This window comes from Cognaticolwellia mytili, from assembly GCF_002104475.1.
In the GTDB taxonomy this organism is placed as follows: Bacteria; Pseudomonadota; Gammaproteobacteria; order Enterobacterales; family Alteromonadaceae; genus Cognaticolwellia; species Cognaticolwellia mytili.
In genome coordinates this window covers 60,467-84,933 of the sequence record NZ_NBOF01000001.1, presented here as the reverse complement: position 1 = coordinate 84,933, position 24,467 = coordinate 60,467, and the positions used below count along the sequence as shown (strand labels likewise).

The following is a 24,467-nucleotide window of genomic DNA, read 5'->3' as shown; positions in this document are numbered from 1 at the left end:
AGTTGGGAGCAATTATGGCAAACTTTATTGATAGGCGATTAAACAGCAAAAATAAGAGCACTGTCAATCGACAGCGTTTTATTAGGCGCTATAAAAGCCAAATTAAAAAATCAGTTGCTGATGCGGTGAATAAGCGTGGTGTTACTGACGTAACCAGTGGTGAGAGCATTACAATTACTAAAAAGGATTTAGGTGAGCCGGTTTTTCATCAAGGTAATGGTGGAATTAAAGACCGAGTACACCCTGGTAATGATCAATTTAGTACCGGCGACAGAATAGCGCGCCCGCCACAGCAACAAGGACAAGGTGGTGGCCCAGGCGATGCAAGTAACTCTGGTGACGGTAGTGATGACTTTGTTTTTTCTATATCTAAAGATGAGTATTTAAATTTACTTTTTGAAGATTTAGAGTTGCCAAATTTAGAAAAAAATCAATTAGATAAACTAATTGATTATAAAACCGTACGCGCTGGGTATTGTGCTGACGGAGTACCATCAAACATTGATATTGTTAAGTCTTTACAAGGCTCTATTGCCCGCAGAATTGCGATGACAGCAGACAAGCGCAGGCAACTCAAAGAACTTGAAGCAGAGTTAACGCAACTTGAACAAGCCCCCCATGACAATGTCCAGGCCAAAATAACTCTTAACAAAGCCATTAAAGACATTAAGGAACAAATCAATAAAGTGCCATTTATTGACTCCTTTGACTTACGTTATCGCAATTATGCCAAGCAACCGGTGCCAACTTCAAAAGCCGTGATGTTCTGCCTAATGGATGTTTCAGGTTCAATGGACCAAGCAACAAAAGATATCGCCAAACGCTTTTATATACTGCTATACCTCTTTTTAAGTCGTACTTATAAAACGATTGATGTGGTCTATATTCGCCATCATACCCAAGCCAAAGAAGTTGATGAGCATGAGTTTTTCTACTCGCAAGAAACTGGCGGCACTATCGCATCAAGCGCACTTGAGTTAATGATTAATATCATTGCTGATCGCTACAATGAAAATGAATGGAATATATACGGCGCACAAGCATCAGACGGAGATAACTGGGCTGACGATTCACCTCACTGTCAAAACCTTATGCGCAATAAAATATTGCCTAAAACTCGATACTTTAGTTATATCGAAATCACACAGCGTGCCCATCAAAGCCTATGGCAGCAATATGCTCAACTTGCTGACGGTGATTCTTCATTTTCAATAGAACACATAAAATCGGTAGAAGATATCTATCCGGTATTTCGCTCATTATTTAAGAAAAAAATAGAACAAGCAGCCTAATAGCATTTTAGTAAGGGGGTTTTATGACGAAACGTAAACCACTTGACGACAACAGTGATTGGACATTTAAAAAGCTTGAGCAGTATCAGAGCGAAATTGCCCGCGTGGCTGAACATTACCGCTTAGATACTTACATTAACCAAATAGAAGTGATCACGGCTGAACAAATGATGGATGCCTACGCTAGTGTCGGCATGCCTATCGGCTATAACCATTGGACTTTCGGGAAGAAATTTATTCAAACAGAACAAACTTATAAGCGAGGTCAAATGGGACTAGCTTATGAAATTGTTATCAATTCAGATCCCTGTATTTCTTACCTAATGGAAGAAAATTCCATGGCAATGCAAGCTTTAGTCATTGCTCATGCTTGTTATGGACATAACTCTTTCTTTAAAGGTAATTATTTATTTAAATCATGGACTGATGCCAGCTCAATTATTGATTATTTATTATTTGCTAAAAAGTATATTGCTGACTGCGAGCACAAACATGGCATTGATGAAGTAGAAGCTTGCCTTGATGCCTGCCATGCACTGATGAACCACGGTGTTGACCGCTATAAACGTCCGCAAAAAATATCCATGGAAGAAGAGTTGAAACGCCAAAAAGAACGTGAGTCTTACTTACAGTCACAAGTGAATATGTTGTGGCGCACTATACCAGATAACGATAAATCGCATGATAAAGCGAAAGTAAGCTTTCCTTCTGAGCCTCAGGAAAATATTCTTTATTTTATTGAAAAAAATGCCCCATTACTAAAGCCTTGGCAGCGAGAGCTGGTGCGTATTGTTCGTAAAATCTCACAATATTTCTATCCACAAAAACAGACACAAGTCATGAATGAAGGCTGGGCTTGTTTTTGGCATTACACTATTTTAAATCATTTGTATGATGAAGGCTTAGTGACTGAAAAGTTCATGCTGGAGTTTTTGCATAATCACACAAATGTAGTTGCACAACCTGAATATAACAGCCCATATTATTCGGGTATAAATCCTTATGCCCTTGGCTTTAACATGTTCATTGATATTAGAAGGATATGTGAGCACCCGACAGAGGAAGACAAAGCTTGGTTTCCCGAAATTGCCGGCAGTAATTGGCTTGATACCTTGCACTTTGCAATGGAAAACTTTAAAGATGAAAGCTTTATTAGCCAGTTTTTATCACCTAAATTAATGCGAGATTTTAAACTATTTCATTTACACGATGACAATAGTAATAACTATATTGAAGTTGGTGCTATTCATAATGAAAGTGGTTACAAAAAAATTCGCATGCAGCTATCAGAGCAATACAATTTGAGTAATTTAGAAGCAAATATTCAAATCACTAATGCAGATGTAACCGGTGATCGCTCATTAACACTGCGTTATATTCCTCATCAACAAGTCAATTTAGCCGACTCAAAAGATGAAGTACTAAAGCATCTGTACTATCTATGGCAATTTGACGTGAAACTTATTCAGGAAGACAGCCATGGTGTTGATGAAGTAATAGCCCAATGTCCAAAAGCTAAAATTCAGGGAGAAAAAAAGGCAACGGTATAATCATATAGATATGATGCGTCAGTTGCCCTATTATTTTCTCAACAGCTAATTATTTTTGATCAAACACTTGTTCTGATTAATAACGAGTGCATGTAAGAAATAAAGAATAATTAGTTGAAGATAATTACTCTGCTAATTCTTTCAGTACTTCGTCTTTTAACTCAAGCCACAGTTTTCCTGATTCAACACCGTATTTTCTAACTGCAAAAACCGACTCGTCGAATTGCCCTGCTTCTGCAAGTTCGATTAGCTTTTTATAATACTCACGAGAAATTTCACGACCACTTGGGTGCGCGAAATACAAACTACCTAAGCGTGAATATAAGCCTCTAAAACCATTTAAAATTAACAAGTAAATAGAGTTGCCTGATGCTACAACTAATTCTTTGTTCAGTCGATAGTCAAACTCAGCAAAAGCTTCTCCGGTATCCTCAACATCATCAATCGCAGTTAATAACTCGATAACTTTTTCTGGATTATTTTTAATGGCACCACGCACATAAATAGCGCTGATATTGGTCCGAGCAGACATTAAGTTATCGACTAAGTCAGGAATACCTTCTTGATCGAGTTGTGCTAATGTTTCAAGAATATTAAGGCTCGATGTTTCCCAGAAATTGTTAACCTTAGTAGGCTTACCGTGTTTTATTGTTAACCAGCCATCACGGGCTAATCGCTGTAAAACTTCTCGTAATGTAGTACGAGTAACACCAATAAGCTCTGATAATTCACGCTCAGCGGGTAATATTGTACCTGGAGGAAAGCCTCCATTCCAAATAGACTCAACAATATATTGTTCGGCAAATCCTGCAGGACTGTGCGCTTTTATAACCATGGGACTCCACATCAATTAGAGTTATTTGTAATTGAAACTGATTGTACCAGAAGATGCATTTCGTACAAGCGCTATAAAAAGCATGATTTTAATGAATGAATACACATTGTGAATGACTCATACAAGCGAGCATCCTCTTAATTTTTCTTCTTAATACTTAACATAAAATAATTTTAAATTTATTTATGAAGTTGATCTAGATTATTGAAAGCGAGTTTACCGCTGCCTTAATGAAACTCTATAACCCTATGCTTAATGTGACATATTTACAATATCGTAAATAGCGCTTAAACTGCTATTAGTCATAAATTTATATAAAAATAATTAAATAGATTAAACCAAACATTAACCCTAGCTCTTAATTTTTTAAAAGGTTCATTATGCAGCAATCATTTATGAGTGCGTTTTATAAAAACTTTCTTGGCAACTCGCCTGAATGGTACAAACTCGCAATAATTTCATTTTTAATCATCAACCCAATATTATTTTTCTTTGTTGACCCTTATATTGCGGGTTGGGCCTTAGTTGTTGAATTTATATTTACCTTAGCCATGGCGCTAAAATGTTATCCATTGCAACCCGGTGGTTTACTAGCCATTGAAGCGGTTGCGGTCGGGATGACTTCCCCCGGACAAGTTATGCACGAAATGGTCCTTAACTTTGAAGTAATATTATTATTAATCTTCATGGTGGCAGGCATCTACTTTATGAAGAACTTGTTACTGTTTTTATTTACTAAAATAGTCACTAAGGTTCGCTCTAAAGTATTAGTTTCCTTATTGTTTTGTTTCTCAGGTGCTTTCTTATCCGCCTTTCTAGATGCCTTAACCGTTATTGCTGTGATTATTAGTGTTGCTGTTGGCTTTTACTCGGTTTACCACAAAGTAGCCTCAGGTAAAGATAGTAACCATAATCATGATCATACAAGCGATCACGAATTACCAGAATATTCACGTGATGATTTAGAACAATTTCGCGGCTACTTACGTAACTTATTAATGCATGCGGGCGTAGGTACTGCATTAGGTGGTGTATGTACAATCGTCGGTGAACCACAAAACTTAGTTATCGGTAAGCAAGCAGGATGGGAGTTCCTTGAATTTGCCATACGCATGTCACCGGTCACCATTCCAGTATTTATTGCGGGCATGATAACTTGTGTACTTTTAGAAAAAATAAAATGGTTCGGTTACGGTGTTGCATTACCAGAAAATGTTTACAAAGTTTTAAATGACTTTGATATCGAAGAAAGTAAAAAGCGTACCAAACGCGATAACGTAAAACTGATCATGCAAGGCGTCATTGCAGTATGGTTGATTGTTGGCCTAGCACTACATTTAGCGCCAGTAGGCATGATTGGCTTATCTGTTATTATTTTAGCAACAGCCTTTACGGGCATTACCGAAGAACACCAAATCGGCCATGCTTTTGAAGAAGCTCTACCTTTTACAGCCTTACTTGCGGTATTCTTCGCTGTAGTAGCGGTTATTGTTGATCAACAATTGTTTACCCCTGTTATTACATGGGTACTTACCTTTGAAGGTAATATGCAGCTAGTAATGTTCTACTTAGCAAATGGCTTATTATCTATGGTAAGTGATAACGTGTTTGTTGGTACGGTTTACATCACCGAAATTACTAAAGCTTTGGCTGCTGGCCAAATAACACGTGACCAATTTGATTTACTAGCTGTTGCAATTAACACAGGTACTAACTTACCAAGTGTAGCAACACCAAACGGTCAAGCGGCATTCTTGTTCTTATTAACGTCAGCATTAGCACCGTTAATTCGTTTATCATATGGTCGTATGGTTATCATGGCATTCCCATATACAATTGTGCTCACTATTGTTGGCTTATTAGCTATTTCGTCAGGCCACTTAGCAGATACAACACAGTCTTATTACGACTCACATTTGATTGAACATCATAGTGCTAATCCAGCGACTAAAGCACCTGGTGGACATTAAGTAACCGATACATGTAAGTTGATATAAAATCTAACAAAAGCGCCCTTGTGGCGCTTTTTGATTATTGGTAGCATGCATAAAACTGTATATCCACCTGTATGGGTATATAACACTAACAACCCAATCATAGGTGATATTTCGTGAACGTCTTAAGTCAGTTATCTCTTAATCAGCGTGCATGGCAACTACTTGCTTTTAGTGCATTTTGTTTTGAGCTCAGCGCATTATATTTTCAATACGTTATGGGGCTAGAGCCTTGTATTATGTGTATTTATCAGCGAACAGCCATATGGGGAATATTTCTAGCCGGTGTTCTCGGTGCCTTAGGTTGTCAATTCGTACTTATACGTATTGTATCTTTTGGTTTGTGGGCTACCGGTGCTATTTGGGGCTTACTCATTGCGCTAGAGCATGTTGAGATGCAGTCAACAACCATGTCATTTTTATTTAGCTGTGAGTTTATTCCAAACTTTCCGTCTTGGGCCCCTTTGCATGAGTGGTTACCAGTTTTATTTGAAGCAACTGGCGACTGTGGTGATATAAAATGGCAATTTATGGGCTTTACCATGCCACAAGTTATGGTGGTTATTTTTGCGGTTTATAGTTTAGCCTTTGCTGTTATATTGTTAGCGCGTTTATTAAAGCAAAGAATGTTTTAATAAACATTAATAACTAAAACTCAGCCATTTAGCAGTACGATAGTTAAATAGTTAACATAAAATAAGTAAATCAATAATATTGGTTTACTTATTTTTTTGTGCTTAAAAAGTGTTTTTTCGAACCTACATAATAAGCAACATATAAAAAAGCAGCACAATGTGCTGCTATAAAGAGGCTTTCTAACTTATGATTTTAACCTATATTGCGCTAAACTTGAGTCGTTATTATATCAACAGCAAGTAACAGACAATACCGACTAAGCAAGCAACAATAAAACTCAATAGTGCTCCTTCTCTGACCATATCTTTAATTTCTATTTCGCCAGTACCATAAGCAATAGCATTTGGCGCTGTTGCTACCGGTAACATAAAGGCACAGCTCGCGCATATTGCCGCTGGTACCATTAGCACTTTAGGATCATAACCTGATGCAATGGCTGCTGCAGCTAAAATAGGCATTAATAAAGTTGCTGTTGCCGTATTACTGGTGATTTCAGTGAGGTAAGTCACCACTAAACAAATAGTAATCAACATGATGATAACTGGTAAATTAGAGAACGATGCTAGCCACTCACCTAGTAAACCACTTAACCCTGAAGCAACGAAGCCTTTGGCTAAGGCGATACCACCAGCAAAGAGTAGTAACATGCCCCACGGAATAGTTTTAGCACTATCCCAATCTAATAAGCGAGAGCCTTTGCCGTTAGGCACGATGAACATTAAAATTACCGCAAACAATGCTACAGTGCTATCACCTGCAATATTAATATCTAACGCGCCACTCCAGCCGCCAAAGGGTTCTTTGCGCGTGATCCAGGCCAAAGCCGTTAAGCCAAAAACCCATAAGGTTCGCTTTTCTTCCTTACGCCAAGGACCTAATGTCGGTAAGTGTACTTCATGCTCGAGTTTTACCTTTCTGGTTAACCAAAATGCGATAAGAGGTATCGCTAAGACAACAACAGGAACACCAATTTTCATCCATTCCAAAAAGCCAAACTCTACACCTGTCTGTTCTTCATATATTCCCATAAAAATAACGTTAGGCGGAGTACCTATCGGCGTACCAACACCACCAACGCTAGCGGCATAAGCAATACCTAAAATTAAAGCAACCTTTAGGTTTTGATTATCAATGTGTTTTAGAATTGCCAAGGCAATAGGTAACATAATCAAGGTCGTTGCAGTGTTAGATATCCACATGCTCAAAAATGCACTTGCCAACATAAAGCCCATCACCATACGCCTGCCGCTAGTAACACCGACGACTTTAACCATGTACACTGCTAACCGTTCATGTGCACCACTTTTTTCAATGGCTTTAGATAGCATAAAAGCGCCCATCAGCAATAAAATAACATGGCTGCCTAACGCAGAAGCTACGGTTTTATGGTCTACAACATTAAACATCGGCAATAATGCAAAAGGAACTAACGAGGTTGCCGGAATTGGAATAGCTTCAGTTACCCACCAAATAACGGTTAGTAAGGTGATAGCCGCAGCAATAGATGCTTTGTTTTCTAGGCCTATTGCTTGTAAAAAAAAATAAAAAATAACCGCCAAAGCAGGTGCCAGCGGTATAAACAATTGTTTAGTCAATTTCATAATTTCGTCCGGTTTTTTATTCTTATGTTTTTTCTTTTTATATTTTATTTGAACGTTTTTTATTTAAAACTTATCGATAACGATTAATAAGTTCGCTTGCTTCTTGCCACTTTTGATTGCTAGCAAGTGTTGAAAAATCATTACTTTGATGTGGATTTTTTAGCAATTTAGCAAGCCTTTCACTACTTTGCACATTGGTAGATATATTTGCGCCATCTAAAACTTCAACACAGCCTTGACGATTATTACAAAGTAACAACATATCGCAGCCAGCACTTTGCGCAGCTTCTGCACGCTCAATATAGCCACCAACACTCGCCGCCCCTTCCATTGATAAATCATCACTGAAAATAACACCGTTAAAGCCTAGTTGTTCGCGAAGAATATTTTGCAGCCAATAGCGAGAAAATCCAACAGCTTGGCTATCAACTTCTGGAAATATCACATGCGCCGGCATTAACGCGTCAACCTTTCCTTTAGCAATCAGTTGCTTAAACGGCATAAGGTCTTGCTGAAATATATCGGCTTTAGAGCGAATATCTATCGGTAAATCAATATGAGAATCAGCTTTTACGCTGCCATGGCCAGGAAAATGTTTACCTGTTGCTTTCATGCCCACTAAATGTAAACCACTGATAAACGCTTCAGCTAGCTCTGTAACGTAGTCAACTTCACGGTGAAAGCTTCGATCACCAATGACATCACTGATGTTATTAATATCGAGTACTGGCGCAAAGCTAATATCAATACCAACCGCTTGTACTTCAAGTGCCATTAGAATCCCACTTTGTTTCGCTAGTGACTTTGCAAGCGATAAATTTTGCTTTGCCATTTGCCAAAGGTTACCCATAGCAGGGATCAGTGAAAATCTGTCACGAAAACGCTGCACACGGCCACCTTCATGGTCTACTGCTATTAACAATGGTTTTCGCGCTGTGCTGCGAATTTGAGTACTTAACTCGGTGATTTGTTCCGGTGAATGGTAGTTGCGAGTAAAGAAAATTAAACCTCCGACCAATGGATGTTGGAGGATTTCTTTATCTTCTTGTGAAAGTGATGTGCCTTGCACATCAATCATAACCGGGCCCATAGCAGCACTTCAATAATTTAAGATGCTGCTACTCTACCGAATTAGACTTAACAAACAAAGGCCGGTAACTAATTAAATGCTAATAATTTTAACAATCTACACGTTCAGCCGCCACAAGCTTTATGTTGTTGGTGATCTTGATCTCAAAGTGTTATGCCACAAGGTTACGTCTGCCAGCATTAACACCTATTAAAGTTGCGGCATAGGAGCGCCAACACCAGCGGCGACATATGGAATAACATTACGTATAACATCTGATATTTGTAAGCTGCGTTCAAAATCACTTTTGGCAATATCAATTAAGGCATCACTTGAAGACATCGTAAATACCACAGTTCCCATAGTAAAATGCAGACGCCAGAACATTTCTTCTGCACCTAATTCCGGGTAAGCTTTTTGAACAGCTAGCACAAAGTTATCAATAACACCCGGATATTGCGTGGTTAAAAACCAACGCAAGAAACCTTGGCTATCAGTGTAACCTCGCCCCAATAATTGCAGAAAGTTACTGGTTCCGTTATCTTTAAAATCATTTAGCGATAACAGTGGCTCAATAAAAGCAGAAAAAACATCGACTAAACTAAGTTCATCATTACGGCAAACATCTATTAAGGCACTCTCTAGGCGAGGCGATAACTCATTCATGTAGCGCGACATTACGGCTTTAATTAATTCTTTTTTCGAGCCAAAGTGGTAATTTACCGCAGCTAGGTTTACTTCCGCTTGACTAGTGATTTCACGTAGAGAGGTTCCATTAAAACCTTTATCAGCAAACAGGTTCTCTGCGGCATCTAATATTTTGTTCTTTGTGCTCATAGGTCTATAGCGCCATATATCGAATGTTTATGAAATTAATACAGTCAGTTTAAACAAGCGTTTAAAATAACGCAACCATCTGTTATGAGAATTATACATTACAATTTTTTACTTAATTAACACAGTAAAAAACACACTTAGTCGATATTATTATCTTAGCTTTTAAACCCCAAACGTTTGAATAGTGATTTTGTTTACTCTCCCTAGTATACTTTTAGCTCAACTTATTGGTTGAGCTTTTTTTTCTCTAAAATTCTTCTTTCACCAATTTGATTTCATACCCAACATTTTAAATTAGCGGGGCTCTTTACAAACTTTTACCTAATTAACACAGTAAAAAACACACTTAACCTATATTATTATTTCAACTTTTAAACCCAAACGTTTGAATAGTGATTTTATTTTACTCTCCCTAGTGTATTTTTAGCTCAACTTATTGGTTGAGCTTTTTTTTGTTCAAAAATTCACTTGTTACGCTAGTTGATTACAAACTGTTACAGGAAGGTCACAGTTAAAAACAGCAATTACCGATATTATTATTTTGCTTTTCGTTTGAAAAGCAGATTTCATACTTTCCCTAGTATATTTTATATAGCAGCTCAGCCCTCTTTCGCTGAGCTTTTTTTTATACAAAATTTATCAAGTCTACCAAATTTAGTACGATAAAATGCAATACTATTGCTAACCATTCAATCTCATTCTACTATAGCCACGAGCTTATTCTTACGTTAACTAACGCGCTGCCTAAGCGCTAACAAAAAATAACGGATAATTATGAAACCAACATTTAAACTAACCACTGCAGCTATTTTAGTTGCTGCAAGCTTGGCTGCTTGTAATGGTGATAGCAAAGTTGCAACAGAAACTGCAGCAGTAAAAAGCGTAAGCCAAGTGCTTACGGCAAAAGATGCTGAAAAGTTTTTAGCAAGTACAGAAAAAGAACTCGTACAGTTGAACCTTGAAGGCAGTCGTGCCGCTTGGATTAATTCCAACTTCATTACTGAAGATACTTCTTCGCTAGCTGCTGCTGCCGATCAAAAATCAACAGAAGCGGGTGTTCGTTTTGCGATGGCTGCTGCAAAATTTGATCACGTTGAAGTCAGCGCAGATCAACGCCGCAAGCTAAATATTTTGAAACAAAGTTTAGTAATGCCAGCCCCACAAGACTCAGTAAAATCAGCTGAATTAGCAAAGATAGGTGCTGAACTAGGTAGCATGTACGGTAAAGGCTCTTACACTACAAAAGCAGGTGAAACTTTAAGCCTCGGTCAAATGACAGCCAAAATGGCAAGCTCTCGTGACTACAATGAGTTATTAGAAATGTGGCAAGGTTGGAGAACAATCAGTCCAGACATGAAACCATTGTATATTCGTCAAGCAGAGCTTGGTAACGAGGGTGCTCAAGGTTTAGGTTACAAAGATCTAGGCGCAATGTGGCGTTCAAATTACGATATGCCTGCTGATGAGTTTGCTAAAGAACTTGACCGCTTATGGGGACAAGTAAAGCCACTATATGATGACTTACATTGTTACGTGCGTTCTGAACTAGGTGAAACTTACGGCGAAGATAAAGTACCACAAGACCAGCCTATTCCAGCACATTTACTAGGTAATATGTGGGCGCAGTCATGGGGTAACATTTATGACTTAGTTGCACCTGAAAATGCAGATCCAGGCTATGATGTTACTGAGCAGCTTGCTGCAAATAACTATGACGAAATCAAAATGGTTAAAGGCGCAGAAACTTTCTTCACCTCACTTGGTTTTGATGCATTGCCTGAAACTTTCTGGCAGCGTTCATTATTCACCAAACCAGCGGATCGTGATGTAGTTTGTCATGCGTCAGCTTGGGATCTAGATGCTAAAGATGATATTCGTATTAAAATGTGTATCCAAAAAACAGGTGAAGAATTTTCTGTTATTCATCACGAATTAGGGCACAATTTTTATCAACGTGCTTACCAAAATCAGCCAGTATATTATCAAAACAGCGCCAATGATGGCTTCCATGAAGCCATTGGTGACACCATTGCTCTTTCAGTGACACCAAAATACTTAAAAGAAATTGGCTTAATTGACACTATTCCAGATGAATCAAAAGATATTGGTTTATTGATGAAAATGGCATTAGAAAAAATAGCCTTTATTCCATTTGGTTTAATGGTTGACCAATGGCGTTGGAAGGTATATTCAGGTGAAGTTACACCTGAAAATTACAACACTGCTTGGTGGGAATTACGTGAAAAATATCAAGGAGTAGCAGCTCCTATTGACCGTGATTCCGATGCATTTGATCCAGGTGCCAAGTACCACGTACCAGGTGGTGTACCTTATTCTCGTTACTTCTTAGCTCACATCCAGCAGTTTGAATTTCATAAAGCTCTATGTGAAATATCAGGTAACACCGATCCAATCCATCGCTGTTCTATCTATAACAATAAAGATGCAGGTAAAGCGTTAAATACAGTGCTTGAGATGGGTTCTAGTAAACCATGGCAAGAAGCGTATAAGGTATTGACTGGTAGCGAGCAAATGAATGCAACCGCAATTACCGATTACTTCGCACCTTTACACACTTGGTTAAAAGAGAAAAACCAGGGTAAACAGTGCGGCTTTTAGAGTTCAAAAATATTAGCAAGTAATAAATAAAGCCCTTAAGTATCAAGCCTAAGGGCTTTTTAATAAGTACTCCAGCGGGAAATATTAATACTCGTCATGTAAAAATCAATATTACCGTCACTCAAATTACCACTAATAGTAGTGAATATAGTAAAGTTATAATTTTAATTTTATTCATTATGCTTTTTTCACCAATTAGTAGTAAGTTTTACATTAAAAAGCACAAATAAAAAAGCAAATAAAATATAAGCAACTGAATTTTATATGTTTTAAGTTTTGGCCCTATCTTTGCTTCTGTTCATCACATAAGTGTTTTAACGAAGTAATTAAAACAGAATCTACGGAGAGATGAGTATGCCAGTAATTCTTGAAGATCGCCCAATAGAGCAGGTACGTGAAGAAACAATTGACCAATTAATACATAACTACAGCCATGGTATTATTTCATCAGAGGCATTTGAGCGTCGATTAGACCAAGCAATGAATAGTGAGTCTCACCAAGAAATTGTCGATCTCGTCGAAGATTTAACGCTAAAAGCTGATAGTAATTACACTGATAAAAAAGAACATCAATTTACTCCTAGCTATTCAACAAATAGTAGTGATGACGTTTTACATTTAAAAAGTATTCTAGGTAGCATTGAACGCAGTGGCCAGTGGTATGTGCCGAAAGTTATTACCTTACAGAATATTTCAGCAGAATCGACCCTCGACTTTACCGATGCAATTTTTCAACAACAAAATGTAACAATTAAAATTAACTGCATTCTCGGTAGTAGTAAAATTTACGTGCCTGAAAACGTCAATGTCGTATGTAAAACCTATGGCATCATCAGTAGTATTGAAAATAAGGCCCCTTCTATGGCAAACAGACAAGCGCCAATTATTACCATTGAAGGTAAAGTTGTATTGGGTTCATTGAGTGTTGCGATTAAAAGAACGATTAAAGAAAAGTTTATTGCTTTCGCTAATAATTTGAAGTCAGCTTTCGATGTCGAAAAATAAATAGCTAAACTTTATAGTCTTAAAACTCACATAAAAGCATAATGCCATATAATGGTGTTTGGCATTACGCTTTTTCATTGAAAAATTTATAAGTGACTAAACTAAACAGTAAGTAGAGTAAAGAATAAACAGATAGTAAGTATTCACAATAAACCAAATGCTGACATCAGACTACGCCCACTCAATAGTAATGTAATAAAAATCACTACAATCGCTGCAATATTCTGCCATAAGTTATTGCGATGTTCGCCTAGTACACGCGTATTCATAATCCACAATAAGAAAATACTGATCAAAGGTAAAAGTACGCCGTTAGCCACTTGTGCAAACCAAATAACCGCAACAGGCTTAAAGCCAGCACTACTAACTACAACACCAATAATTAGTATCATCATCCAAGTCATTTTAAAGCCAAGGGCATTAAGGCTCTTTTCTAAGTTTAAAATACCGCTTAAAGCAAAGGCCGCCGCTAAAGGCGCTGTTATTGCAGATGATATTCCAGCAGCAAACAGCCCTAAACCAAGAAAAATACTAGCAGACTCGCCAAACAGTGGCTGTAGCGCAGGCGCTAAGTCAGCGGCACTTTGTAAACTCAACTGCTGACCAAAAAAAGCTGATGCCGCCGTTGAAAGAATCGCTACTGATATCAAAGCACCCAACGGAATAGAAACAAATAAATCTTGTCTTGCTGATGATATCTCTTTTGCACTATGCCATTTTTTACTTGCCGTTGAGGCGTGTAAAAATAAATTATAAGGTACAACCGTGGTACCAATTAACGCGATGACCGTCAGTGTTGCTCCTGTTGGCAATTTAAAAGCAACAAAACTAGTCATTAACTGCTGCCACTGAGGGTCACTTAAAAAAAATGTCACCACAAAAGCTACACTCATCAGGCCAACTAAAACCACTAACGCTCGCTCTATTACTTTATAACTACCAGTAATTAATAGTAAAAAAGCGATGATACCGATAACAATAGGGAAAATAATATTGGAAAAGTTAACCTGCCAACCTAGTTGTTCTGTAACGCCGACTAAACCTAAACTTGCTCCCGATATATTGCCACTTTGATAAGCACCGTTACCAACTACAATGGCGCTAACCACTAAGAAAACAACTACTGACTTAACAAAAGGTTGGGTAAACGCTTGGCGAATATTTTCGCCTAATCCTTGTTGGCTAACAATGCCTAATCTTGCTGCCATTTCTTGTAGAATTAACGTGGCGAACATAGCAAAAAGCAGTGCCCAAACTAAAGATAGGCCATAATTAGCGCCAGCCATCGATGCGGTAATCACCGTACCGGGACCAATAAACGCAGCAGTCACTAAAAAAGCGGGGCCAATTTTTGGAAGTTTCATATTTGCATACCTTGTTATTTTTATATTTATAAGGTTGTTAGCTTTAACTTCATCATACCTATTCGGTAATTGAAGTACACATGATGTTTTTCAAGAGTAAAATATGTCGGTCACATTCACTGTTAAAATTAGACACTAAATTTTTAAATTATTTTCTAGGCGCTACTTTTAATTTTAAGTAAACTACGACAATTCAAAGTTAAAAGCGTAATGTCATGGAAAAACATCAAGAATTATTAATTGCGTTAAGAAAAGTAATTAGAGCAATAGATTTACATTCAAAGCAACTTAGTAAAACATCGGGCCTAACTAGCCCACAATTACTGATAATGCTAGAAATAGAGAAAGTAGCTGGGGTGAACTCAAGCCAAGTCGCAAAAAGTGTAAACTTAAGCCCTGCTACGGTCACAAATATTTTAGATAGATTAGCAAATAAGGGGTTGGTATCAAGAGTACGTGATACCCAAGACAAACGTAAAGTAGGTCTGTATTTAACTGATGACGGTAAGGCGATTTTACTGAAGGCTCCGCAAGCTTTGCAGGAGCACTTTATTGATAAATTTTCAAACTTAGCTCAATGGGAACAGTCTCAACTATTGTCGTCAATGGAACGATTATCAGAAATGATGAACGCTGATAAAATAGATGCCGCGCCATTATTAGAGCTAAATGCGATGAGCGCCAGCAGTATCAATAAAGCCGACGCTCCAAAAGGTTAACGTAACAAGTGTAAGAAATGTAGATGCTTATGGTATTGATCAATAATGTTATTGATCACTGCCATTTTTGACCAGCCCATAATATCGTAATCTTGCCCGCCTTCTTCTAAGTGAACTTCTGCACGATAATAGCTTTGCTCATCATCATCGTCAGCTTCTGACACAAAATCTGGCTGTGAATGTTTGCGTGCTAATACCCGATAAACAAATTTCTGCTCTTCACCATGGTCGACAATAAAACTCAGGCCATTTTCATGTGAGATATCAACATTGATTTGGTTTTCTCGTAGCTCTTTAGCCACTAATTCAAATGCAGGTTCAATAGTTTGACTAATGAATTTATTAACATTGGTTTTGTTTGGGTAATCCACTATATTTTTCAAACGTGCTTGCCAACTATCAATATTCTCATTACTTGAATGCGGTATTGCCGCAATAAGCTGACTGTCTTGCTTAAAAGCTTCAACTCTAAGCGCTTTAATTAAACCGATAATCGCCAACAGCAACACAATAGCAAACGGTAAAGCACTAGCAATGGTCATGGTTTGTAAGGCGCTAAGCCCCCCTACTAGCAACAATATTGCCGCAACTACACCAATACCAACAGCCCAATAAATACGTTGCCATAGCGGCGTATCATTTCGCCCATGCGAACAAAGCATATCTACAACCATAGCCCCGGAATCACATGAAGTGACAAAAAATATCACAATCATTAACACGCTAAAGAAAGACAATACTGTCGCCAATGGGAAGTTTTCTAGAAAAACAAATAAAGCTACGGAAGAGTCTTTACTTACCATCTCTCCGAGTGCTACAACTCCTTGGTCGTAAACCAAATCAATGGCACTATTACCAAAAATAGTCATCCACAATAACGTGAATACAGTAGGTATTAGCATAACACCTAAAATGAATTCTCTAATTGTACGGCCACGTGAAATTCGAGCAATAAATAAACCGACAAAAGGTGCCCATGCTAGCCACCAGCCCCAATAAAATATTGTCCAACCACCTATCCAGCTAGTCTTTTTATATGCAAATAAATTAAAGGTGTTGTGTACTATATCAGCTAAATAATCACCGATGTTTTGCAAATAGGCCTGTAATAAAAACACCGTAGGGCCAAGTACAAAAATTAGCCCTAGCAAAACGACAGCTAGAATCATATTAGCTTCAGACAACCTTCGAATACCCTTATCTAAACCAGACATAACCGATATCACCGCGAGTGCAGTGATACCACACATGATTATAATTTGATTAGTAGTCGAAACATCAATACCAAATAAATAACCAAAGCCAGAATTAACTTGTGAAGCCCCTAAACCTAACGAGGTAGCAACACCAAAAACCGTACTAACAACAGCAAAAACATCAACTAAGTGTCCTGGCCAGCCATATATTTTCTCGCCAATTAACGGATACAGCGCTGAACGTAAGGTCAACGGCAAATTATGTCGATAACTAAAGTACGCTAACACTAAGGCAACAATGGCATAAATAGCCCATGCATGAAGCCCCCAATGGAAAAAGGTCATTTTCATCGCTTCTTGCACTGCTTCAATCGAGCCAGTTTCAGCTGTCGGCGGTGATAAGTAATGCATCAGCGGTTCAGCAACACCAAAAAACATTAAGCCAATACCCATGCCTGCGGCAAAAAGCATGGAAAGCCAAGTAACTAAAGAATAGTCAGGTGTCGCGTGATCGGGGCCTAAACGTATTTCCCCATAGCGAGAAAGCCCTAAAAAGATCACAAAAAAGAAGATAAATGCAACGGTGAGCACATAAAACCAACTGCCGTTATCAATAATGCTTGCTTGAATAACTGCAAAAAAGTCCTGAGCTTGTTTGGGCATTGCTGCTGTAAATAGTAAAAGAGCAATAATAATGGATGAAGCACTAAGAAATACGTGCTTATTTAATAGGCTCTTAGTGGATGAATGCAAGCTGTTCCCCTAAATTTAATTTGTATTGATATTATATCTGGTTAAATCTTCCTGTAAACAATCACCCTAGCCCTTAGCTATCACAATTAAACAAATAAACATGAATTCGCTAAGTTTTTGAAAAAATTAATATATATTGCTAAGCTGTAGTTGAGGATAAATATAGTTAGAACTCTAACAGTATTTAACCGATAAACAATAAAAATGCCAGGGGATAATAAATATGAAACTTACTAAGCTGCATTGTGCCGTCTTAACAGCGCTCGCAGCATCAGGCTCTCTCTACGCCGAAGAAACAAAAAAGAAAGACAAAGCAGCAATAGAAATAATTGAAGTTACCGCAACTAAACGTTCTGAATCCATTCAAGAAGTTCCCGTTACTGTCACTGCAATAACAGGCGACAACTTAGAGCGACTTGGTGTATCAAACTTTGACGAGTATGTTGAGTTTTTGCCCAACGTAGTTTTTCAAGGCACAGGCCCCGGACAAAATGAAATTTATATTCGCGGCGCTGCAACAACACAAACCAGTATTGCAGTTTCATCAGTACAAGCATTACAACCATCGGTAGCCTTTTATTTGGACGAACAGCCAGTATCGATGCAAGGCCGTAATTTAGATATCTACGCGACCGATGTTGAGCGGGTCGAAGTATTGCCAGGGCCACAAGGTACCCTCTTTGGTGCTAGTTCACAATCAGGTACAGTGCGCTTAATCACTAACAAGCCTAATCATGATGGTTTTTCAGCGGGTTTGGATACCAGTACTGGTTTCACTAAAGGTGGAGATATAAGTAATTCGCTTGAAGCATATTTTAATATGTCTTTAAGTGACTCACTTGCTATACGTGTTGCTGCCTACAATGATCATCAAGGTGGCTGGATAGATAATATCTTAAATGTTCCAGGTCAAGGCGGTTACACCGGTAGTCCAGTTGTTATCAGCCGAGTTTCTGGTGGCGCATTAACAAACCCTGAAGATGTTCCTGTTATCGCGCCCAAAAATGATGCTTTAGTTGAAGATAATTTTAACACTGCAGATTATGCTGGAGCCCGTTTTGGCTTATCTTATTTGATCAATAATGACTGGGACCTATTAGTTCAACATACTCAGCAATCTCTCGATACAGAAGGTGTATTTGCTTACGATCCGAACCTTGAAGGTGAGTCATCTACCAATCGTTTTGTACCAGAAAATAATAATGATGATTTTGGTTTAACGACTTGGACGTTAGAAGGCCGACTTAAGCACCTTGATATTGTTTATACCGGTGGTTACTTAGACAGAGATATCAATTCAACCATTGATTATACCGGTTACACCAATGGCGGCTCGTTTGCTGCCTACTATGCTTGTAATTATGCAGGTACACCAGAAACACAAGAATGTGTTGACCCAACTAAGTTTTATAAAGAAGAAACCAGTACTTCACGTACCACCCATGAGTTACGTTTAAATACCTCAGCTGAAAATCGCTGGCGTGTTACCGCTGGTGTTTTCTACGATTCCCAAGAGTTATCAACCGTTGGTCAATTTCAGTTAGGTAATACTGATTTACCTTATTTTGCCAACTTACAAAAAACACTTGCGGGTACTGAAGGCATCAATAGTAATGGCGGGCCTTTTTCTTCTGAAATTAGCTTCGTTAATGATATAACCCATACCATAGATCAAGTAGCGCTGTTTGGTCAGCTAGAGTTTGATATAACCGACACTGTTACCGCAAGTTTTGGCGCTCGTTGGTATGAAATTGAAGACAGCTTTAAAGGGGCGACAACAACTGTTGATGTCAGTGGCAGACTTCGCGCCTTTGGAGATGGTAGTGATGCCGCATTAACAGAGTTTTTTGGCGCTGATGAAGCGGCGGCAATTCAAGCAGCCATTACCAGTGGTCAGTTAGACACCAGTTTACTTGATAGCAATGGTTCGCTAACCGTTGATGACACTATTATAAAAGCATCGATTGATTGGCAAGTATCAGATGAAGTAATGTTGTTTGCAGCCTATTCCGAGGGCTTTAGGCCGCCTGTCACTAACCGCGTCGGCGGCGGTTTAGCAAAAAATCAGGAAGGTGCATTTGACGGTTTTCGCATTCCGGTTTATTCAACCACTGATAGCTTAGACAATATTGAATTTGGCTTTAAGTCTACCTTGTTGGATCAAACGCTACGCTTCAATGCAACAGCTTATTATTCGAAAATATCCGACCTGCAAACATCGCGATTTGATCCAACGAATATCAGTTTTTTAGTTTTCACCGATAACGTAGGTGACGCTGAGATTAAAGGTATTGATGGTGACTTTACTTGGGCAGCGACTGATAATTTGATTATATCGGGTGCTTTTAGTTTTATTGATACAGAGCTCAGCTCAATCAATGCTGAACTTGAAGGCATTGCACCATCAGTTGGTAGTCGGTTACCATATTCCGCTGAATTTTCAGGAAATTTGCAAGCACAATACTTCTATCATATATCGAAAGATATGACAGGGTATGTCAATGCTTCGGTTAGTTACACCGGAGAAAGACTTGCCAGTATGACCATGGATGCATATGTACTAGAAGATACCACTAACTTGGTTTACGGCACGGGTTCAGGCTTAAGCATTGAAAAAGAAGCTGATGTTTATTCTGGTGTTAACTATCAAGATAGTAACGGTCAAACGTTCGCAGGCGGACGCTACGTTCAAGATAGTTATGTACTAGCAAATTTAAGCTTTGGCGTAACAAACGACGAATGGAAAGCGGAGTTTTTTATCGACAACTTAACCGATAAAAGCGCTGTTTTGTATATTGATACGCAGCAATTTACTCCAAAAGTTGTCACCAATAGACCTCGTACTGTCGGCTTTAGGTTTTCTTATGACTTTTACTAAACATTAATAACGCTTAATAAATCTATAAAGCCTAAAAGCCGTTTGGTATTTGTATCAAGCGGCTTTTTATTGCTAAAGTACTGCTTGCTTACAATAACAATAATTCGCTAATTTTCCATGGAGTTTACCGTTGAACAAATCCACCCAGCCAATAATGGCATCACAATTAAAATCTCTTCAACAGTTAATACAAACGGCAAAGTTCGACCAAGCAATTAAGCAAGCGGAGCAATTACAACAACAAACAACCGATACAGAGCAACAAGTAGAGTTATGGTATTTAATTGCCGTTGCTCAACGTTATGAAAAATCATTTTCTCAAGCGTTTATTAGTATTCAAGAACTGCTTAAACTGAATAGTTCACACAGTAGGGCTTATCAAGAACAAGGCTATATTAATCTCGCCTTGAAACAATCTACGGCAGCTAAAACTTCTTTTGAACAGGCAATACAGCTCAACCCTAGCTTAGTTGCCAGTTGGCAAGAGTTAATTCAGCTATATCGTGAAGCTAAGCAAATGGATGAAGTGCAAAAGACGGCAAATCATCTAGCTAAACTAAAGCAATTACCACCCGCTCTACTCGCCGTTACAGAGCTAATGCATGAGGGTAAATTACTAAAAGCTGAACAAATCTGCCGACAGTTTTTACAGAACAATAAACGACATATCGAAGGTATGTGCTTACTGGCTGAAATAGGTATTGAATTAAAAATTTACGATGATGCAGAGTTTCTACTTGCCAGTGCGCTTGAGTTAGCGCCAACACATATTTACGCTCGCTCACAATACCTCAATTTACTAATCAGAATAGGTAAATACAAAGCAGCAGAACAACAGGTTGAAACGTTATTGCATGAGCAACCAGAAAACTTAAGTTTTAAAGTGGCTAAAGCTAACGTTTTAACGGGTTTAGGCGAAATAAGCCAAGCCACCACTTTGTTTGAACAAGCTATAGCACAAAGCGAGTTGCAAAATAGCCCTGTTGCTGGCTTTCACTTACAATTAGGTCATGCCTTTAAAGCCAAAGGCGACATAACAAAAGCCATTGCCGCATATCAGCAAGCCTATAAGCTAGAGCCAAGTTATGGTGATGCTTTTTGGAGCCTAGCCAATACAAAAACTTACCGCTTTAGCGACGAAGAAATTACGCAAATGCAAGACCAGCAAGATCTAGAAGGTTTAGCGCTGACGGATAAAATTCAACTGCATTTTGCTACCGGTAAAGCTTATGAAGACAGACAAGAATACAGCCAAGCTTTTCGGTCATATCAACAAGGCAATGACCTACAACATGCTCACAATGGTTTTGACATTAATAAAATAGAACAGCAGGTTGCCGAACAAGTAAAATATTGTACTCCTGAGTTGTTTAAAAACCGTGGCGATTTAGGCCTTAACGCACCAGATCCTATTTTTATTGTCGGCCTACCGCGTGCGGGCTCAACATTACTTGAACAAATACTCGCCTCACATAGTCAAGTTGACGGCACTATGGAATTGCACAATATTTTGGGCTTGGCAGCGCGCTTACGTGGACGTAGCAATCAAAGTAATAACCCAGAGAGCCAATATCCAAAAAACTTGAATGAAATAAAACCAGAATATTTTCAACGGTTTGGCCAACAGTTTATTGACGAAACTCAAGTGTATCGAGAGCAGGCACCATTATTCATCGATAAAATGCCGAACAACTTTCTCCATATTGGCTTAATTCGATTGATACTCCCCAATGCAAAAATCATTGATGCTAGGCGCTCTCCTATGGCATGTTGTTTCAGCGGATTTAAGCAATTGTTTGCCGAAGGACAAGACTTTAGTTACAACCTTGAAGATATTGGTCGTTACTACCAAGCTTACCTAAAATTGATGGCGCATTGGGATGAGGTATTACCAGAATACGTTTTAACTGTGAATCATGAAGACGTTGTTGATGACTTAGAGACGCAAGTGCGAAGAATGCTTGATTTTTGTGGTTTAGAATTTGAACAATCTTGTCTTGATTTTCATAAAACCAAACGTAACATTAAAACACCCAGTTCTGAGCAAGTGCGACAGCCCATTTATAAAAGTGCCACTGAACAATGGCGTCACTTTGAGCAGCATTTAGCACCATTAAAAAAAGTGCTAAATATTGATTAAGCTAAATAAAAGGCAAAACAGTGGAATACATATTTATATTTACCTATTCAATAATGCTCGCGCTCATGGCAGGAGTACTTTTAGGCGCTATCGTCGCGTTATTTAGCAAAGAACGTAAACTGAAAAAGTTTCAGGTTACGCTGTGTTATACCAGTGCGGTAGTGGCTGTCGTTTTAATATTTATGACTATTGTTAACTGATAGTAAAACCTCAAAAGATAAGTAACGCCATAAAGGTTAATCTCTACGAAATATTTGTTTCCTGCTTTCGATCTATATAACATCCACAAGCAATAAATAAATTCTATTTCCCCCCCTATAAATGGCATATTTATGTTTATTTTAAAACTTTATTTAACTCAACATTAAGAATAAAATTCATTTAAACATAGAGCAGATCAATTACAAAAACTATCTAGTTAGAGTATTAAACCAAACTTGTCGGATATAAGCATGAATATAAAAATTGAAAACAAAAACCTTTTCCTTTTTGGACTTATTGCCTTAATAGTCGTTTCTGTCTTAACTTTTAATGTTATTTCTTTTTCGACCTACTACGGCATCGCACAGGTTAATTATATTGATTCTCTTTTATTAGTGCCGTTTCTTCTTCTTACATTATCATTTGGTATATTTATCGAGCAAAACAAACGAAAAGAAACGCTTAAAAGCATTGATAAATTTGGCTTAACAGCACGAGAAAAAGAAGTTACTCAGATGATTTTAAATAAAATGAAGAACCAAGACATTGCCGATACTATGTATGTTGAACTTTCTACAATTAAAACTCATATTAATAAAATTTATAAAAAAGTTGCTGTAAAAAATCGTAAAGAACTAATAGCGAAACTAAACTAGCCGATTAATTAACCACAAAGTGAGAATCAACCCTTTTATCCCCCCTTAAAAACTAGATTTTTCAACCAAAAGTGAATTAAGTTTATCCACTTCATACAATAGGAAATGACATCATGGATAAAAGTACTATGTATTCCATCAAAGCAGGAATATTCATCGCTAGTGCAGGAACACTCTTAATGCTTATTCTTTTATCATTAAGTTTAGTTGGCCCTGAATCTGTTAGTAATAATAAATTAACCATTGGTGGAACAATTTTATTTATTTTTCTTTACGTATTTTTGTTACTGGGTATTTATAAAAGTATTTTAATTGCTAAAAAGCTTAATGGTGCAAAGTTAACTTTTAAAAAAGCTCTATTAACAGGGGCTGTAGTAAGCATTTCAACTGCGACCTTTTCAGCCATATTTACAATATTTTTTTATAACTGGATTTATCCAGAATACAATTCAGATATGATAAAAGTAATAACTGAAAAGCTTTCAACCACAAACTTAAGTGAGGAAGAAATAGGGGCTAAGATAAATGAACATAAAAAATATTACAGCACTCAAATTCAAGCGCAATTTTCATTTGTAGGAAATTTAATAACTGGATTAGCGTTTTCATTAATTCTTAGTTTATTTTTAAAATCAAAGGATATTAAATGATAAATATCGAAGTAAGCACTTATATAGAAAGCGCAGAAGAAATTCATAAAGAGATATTAATTGCATTACGTCAGCTAATTTTTTCTATTGTCAAAGATGTAGATGAACAATTTAAATGGAATAGACCCGTCTATGCCGTTGAAAAGGATTTTTGTTATTTAAAAACAACTAAAAAGCACGTAACACTTGGTTTCTTTGAATTTGATAAAATCACAACGAACAAAGACATCATTGAAGGAACTGGAAAATCTATGCGACATATTAAACTGAGTAAGTTAAAAGATATCACTGATTTAAAGTTAAAAACAATAATAGAAGAAGTATTGAAATAATTAACAATAATAAGAAGCTAGCTAAGTCTTGCTCTGACTTAATGCCTTGGCGACTTGCTTAGCACATGCTTCTAGTTCTTTCTTATTCATAGTCTGCCTATCCTAACTTATATGGATATTAATGATAGGCAGTTACACAG

General features: G+C 37.7%; 18 protein-coding genes. 12 read left to right on the top strand and 6 right to left on the bottom strand.

All coding sequences use genetic code 11. The annotated features are described in order from the left end of the window. Positions 1–14: 14 nt before the first annotated feature. Together B7C41_RS00290 and B7C41_RS00285 are read left to right on the top strand one after the other, a co-directional pair. On the top strand, positions 15–1,292 hold the full coding sequence (locus B7C41_RS00290) for a YeaH/YhbH family protein (protein ID WP_085296770.1): 1,278 nt from the start codon (positions 15–17) through the stop codon (positions 1,290–1,292). A gap of 23 nt (positions 1,293–1,315) precedes the next feature. After that, complete coding sequence (locus B7C41_RS00285; RefSeq protein WP_085296769.1) at positions 1,316–2,842, top strand: SpoVR family protein; 1,527 nt, start codon at positions 1,316–1,318, stop codon at positions 2,840–2,842. 124 nt (positions 2,843–2,966) lie between these two features. Here the strand turns inward: B7C41_RS00285 and fadR are convergent, their stop codons facing one another. After that, complete coding sequence (gene fadR, locus B7C41_RS00280) at positions 2,967–3,677, bottom strand: fatty acid metabolism transcriptional regulator FadR (protein ID WP_085296768.1); 711 nt, start codon at positions 3,675–3,677, stop codon at positions 2,967–2,969. Positions 3,678–4,057: 380 nt separating this feature from the next. Between fadR and nhaB the strand changes: the two genes are divergently transcribed. Beyond that, positions 4,058–5,647, top strand: a complete 1,590-nt coding sequence (gene nhaB / locus B7C41_RS00275) for a sodium/proton antiporter NhaB (RefSeq protein ID WP_085296767.1) — start codon at positions 4,058–4,060, stop codon at positions 5,645–5,647. 140 nt (positions 5,648–5,787) lie between these two features. Next, positions 5,788–6,306, top strand: coding sequence for a disulfide bond formation protein DsbB (gene dsbB, locus B7C41_RS00270; RefSeq protein WP_085296766.1), 519 nt, complete (start codon positions 5,788–5,790; stop codon positions 6,304–6,306). Between the two features lie 225 nt (positions 6,307–6,531). Here dsbB and B7C41_RS00265 read toward each other — a convergent pair whose 3' ends face one another. The 3 genes from B7C41_RS00265 to B7C41_RS00255 form a co-directional block, all read right to left on the bottom strand. Next, complete coding sequence (locus tag B7C41_RS00265) at positions 6,532–7,908, bottom strand: SLC13 family permease (RefSeq protein WP_085296765.1); 1,377 nt, start codon at positions 7,906–7,908, stop codon at positions 6,532–6,534. A 70-nt stretch (positions 7,909–7,978) separates the two neighbouring features. Next, positions 7,979–8,998: a beta-N-acetylhexosaminidase gene (gene nagZ, locus B7C41_RS00260; RefSeq protein WP_085296764.1), complete on the bottom strand. Its 1,020-nt coding sequence runs from the start codon at positions 8,996–8,998 to the stop codon at positions 7,979–7,981. 189 nt (positions 8,999–9,187) lie between these two features. Continuing rightward, on the bottom strand, positions 9,188–9,814 hold the full coding sequence (locus B7C41_RS00255) for a TetR/AcrR family transcriptional regulator (RefSeq protein WP_085296763.1): 627 nt from the start codon (positions 9,812–9,814) through the stop codon (positions 9,188–9,190). 774 nt (positions 9,815–10,588) lie between these two features. Between B7C41_RS00255 and B7C41_RS00250 the strand changes: the two genes are divergently transcribed. Together B7C41_RS00250 and B7C41_RS00245 are read left to right on the top strand one after the other, a co-directional pair. Continuing rightward, on the top strand, positions 10,589–12,433 hold the full coding sequence (locus tag B7C41_RS00250; RefSeq protein ID WP_085296762.1) for a M2 family metallopeptidase: 1,845 nt from the start codon (positions 10,589–10,591) through the stop codon (positions 12,431–12,433). A gap of 354 nt (positions 12,434–12,787) precedes the next feature. After that, the gene (locus tag B7C41_RS00245; RefSeq protein WP_085296761.1) at positions 12,788–13,438 is read left to right on the top strand and encodes a LiaF domain-containing protein; all 651 of its coding nucleotides are present in this window, start codon (positions 12,788–12,790) and stop codon (positions 13,436–13,438) included. A 143-nt stretch (positions 13,439–13,581) separates the two neighbouring features. Here B7C41_RS00245 and B7C41_RS00240 read toward each other — a convergent pair whose 3' ends face one another. After that, positions 13,582–14,802 carry an Nramp family divalent metal transporter gene (locus B7C41_RS00240; RefSeq protein ID WP_085296760.1) on the bottom strand — a complete coding sequence of 407 codons (1,221 nt, stop codon included), beginning with the start codon at positions 14,800–14,802 and terminating at the stop codon, positions 13,582–13,584. A 215-nt stretch (positions 14,803–15,017) separates the two neighbouring features. Between B7C41_RS00240 and B7C41_RS00235 the strand changes: the two genes are divergently transcribed. Beyond that, the gene (locus tag B7C41_RS00235; RefSeq protein WP_085296759.1) at positions 15,018–15,521 is read left to right on the top strand and encodes a MarR family winged helix-turn-helix transcriptional regulator; all 504 of its coding nucleotides are present in this window, start codon (positions 15,018–15,020) and stop codon (positions 15,519–15,521) included. On the opposite strand, the gene B7C41_RS00230 is transcribed toward B7C41_RS00235, so the two are convergent. Continuing rightward, positions 15,518–17,470: a BCCT family transporter gene (locus tag B7C41_RS00230; protein ID WP_085296758.1), complete on the bottom strand. Its 1,953-nt coding sequence runs from the start codon at positions 17,468–17,470 to the stop codon at positions 15,518–15,520. The two genes, B7C41_RS00235 and B7C41_RS00230, sit on opposite strands and share 4 nt — an antisense overlap. A 223-nt stretch (positions 17,471–17,693) precedes the next feature. On the opposite strand from B7C41_RS00230, the gene B7C41_RS00225 reads away from it, so the two are divergent. From B7C41_RS00225 to B7C41_RS00200, 5 genes are all read left to right on the top strand, one after another. Next, complete coding sequence (locus tag B7C41_RS00225) at positions 17,694–20,348, top strand: TonB-dependent receptor (RefSeq protein WP_085296757.1); 2,655 nt, start codon at positions 17,694–17,696, stop codon at positions 20,346–20,348. 130 nt (positions 20,349–20,478) lie between these two features. After that, positions 20,479–22,488, top strand: a complete 2,010-nt coding sequence (locus B7C41_RS00220) for a tetratricopeptide repeat-containing sulfotransferase family protein (protein WP_328590750.1) — start codon at positions 20,479–20,481, stop codon at positions 22,486–22,488. A gap of 452 nt (positions 22,489–22,940) precedes the next feature. Continuing rightward, positions 22,941–23,345: a helix-turn-helix transcriptional regulator gene (locus tag B7C41_RS00210; protein ID WP_085296754.1), complete on the top strand. Its 405-nt coding sequence runs from the start codon at positions 22,941–22,943 to the stop codon at positions 23,343–23,345. 113 nt (positions 23,346–23,458) lie between these two features. Then, entirely contained in the window at positions 23,459–23,995 is a 537-nt protein-coding gene (locus tag B7C41_RS00205; protein WP_085296753.1) for a DUF4199 domain-containing protein, read from the top strand. Beyond that, on the top strand, positions 23,992–24,327 hold the full coding sequence (locus tag B7C41_RS00200; RefSeq protein ID WP_211279473.1) for a DUF1801 domain-containing protein: 336 nt from the start codon (positions 23,992–23,994) through the stop codon (positions 24,325–24,327). The genes B7C41_RS00205 and B7C41_RS00200 overlap by 4 nt, the downstream gene beginning before the upstream one ends. Positions 24,328–24,467 lie beyond the last annotated feature (140 nt).

Excerpts from the sequence above, each read along its gene's own strand:
- B7C41_RS00240 (WP_085296760.1), bottom strand. The coding sequence starts at position 14,802 with ATGAAACTTCCAAAAATTGGCCCCGCTTTTTTAGTGACTGCTGCGTTT.
- B7C41_RS00265 (WP_085296765.1), bottom strand. The coding sequence starts at position 7,908 with ATGAAATTGACTAAACAATTGTTTATACCGCTGGCACCTGCTTTGGCG.
- B7C41_RS00200 (WP_211279473.1), top strand. The coding sequence starts at position 23,992 with ATGATAAATATCGAAGTAAGCACTTATATAGAAAGCGCAGAAGAAATT.
- B7C41_RS00210 (WP_085296754.1), top strand. The coding sequence starts at position 22,941 with ATGAATATAAAAATTGAAAACAAAAACCTTTTCCTTTTTGGACTTATT.
- fadR (WP_085296768.1), bottom strand. The coding sequence starts at position 3,677 with ATGGTTATAAAAGCGCACAGTCCTGCAGGATTTGCCGAACAATATATT.
- nhaB (WP_085296767.1), top strand. The coding sequence starts at position 4,058 with ATGCAGCAATCATTTATGAGTGCGTTTTATAAAAACTTTCTTGGCAAC.
- B7C41_RS00245 (WP_085296761.1), top strand. The coding sequence starts at position 12,788 with ATGCCAGTAATTCTTGAAGATCGCCCAATAGAGCAGGTACGTGAAGAA.
- B7C41_RS00235 (WP_085296759.1), top strand. The coding sequence starts at position 15,018 with ATGGAAAAACATCAAGAATTATTAATTGCGTTAAGAAAAGTAATTAGA.
- B7C41_RS00285 (WP_085296769.1), top strand. The coding sequence starts at position 1,316 with ATGACGAAACGTAAACCACTTGACGACAACAGTGATTGGACATTTAAA.
- B7C41_RS00290 (WP_085296770.1), top strand. The coding sequence starts at position 15 with ATGGCAAACTTTATTGATAGGCGATTAAACAGCAAAAATAAGAGCACT.
- B7C41_RS00250 (WP_085296762.1), top strand. The coding sequence starts at position 10,589 with ATGAAACCAACATTTAAACTAACCACTGCAGCTATTTTAGTTGCTGCA.
- B7C41_RS00255 (WP_085296763.1), bottom strand. The coding sequence starts at position 9,814 with ATGAGCACAAAGAACAAAATATTAGATGCCGCAGAGAACCTGTTTGCT.
- B7C41_RS00225 (WP_085296757.1), top strand. The coding sequence starts at position 17,694 with ATGAAACTTACTAAGCTGCATTGTGCCGTCTTAACAGCGCTCGCAGCA.
- B7C41_RS00205 (WP_085296753.1), top strand. The coding sequence starts at position 23,459 with ATGGATAAAAGTACTATGTATTCCATCAAAGCAGGAATATTCATCGCT.
- nagZ (WP_085296764.1), bottom strand. The coding sequence starts at position 8,998 with ATGGGCCCGGTTATGATTGATGTGCAAGGCACATCACTTTCACAAGAA.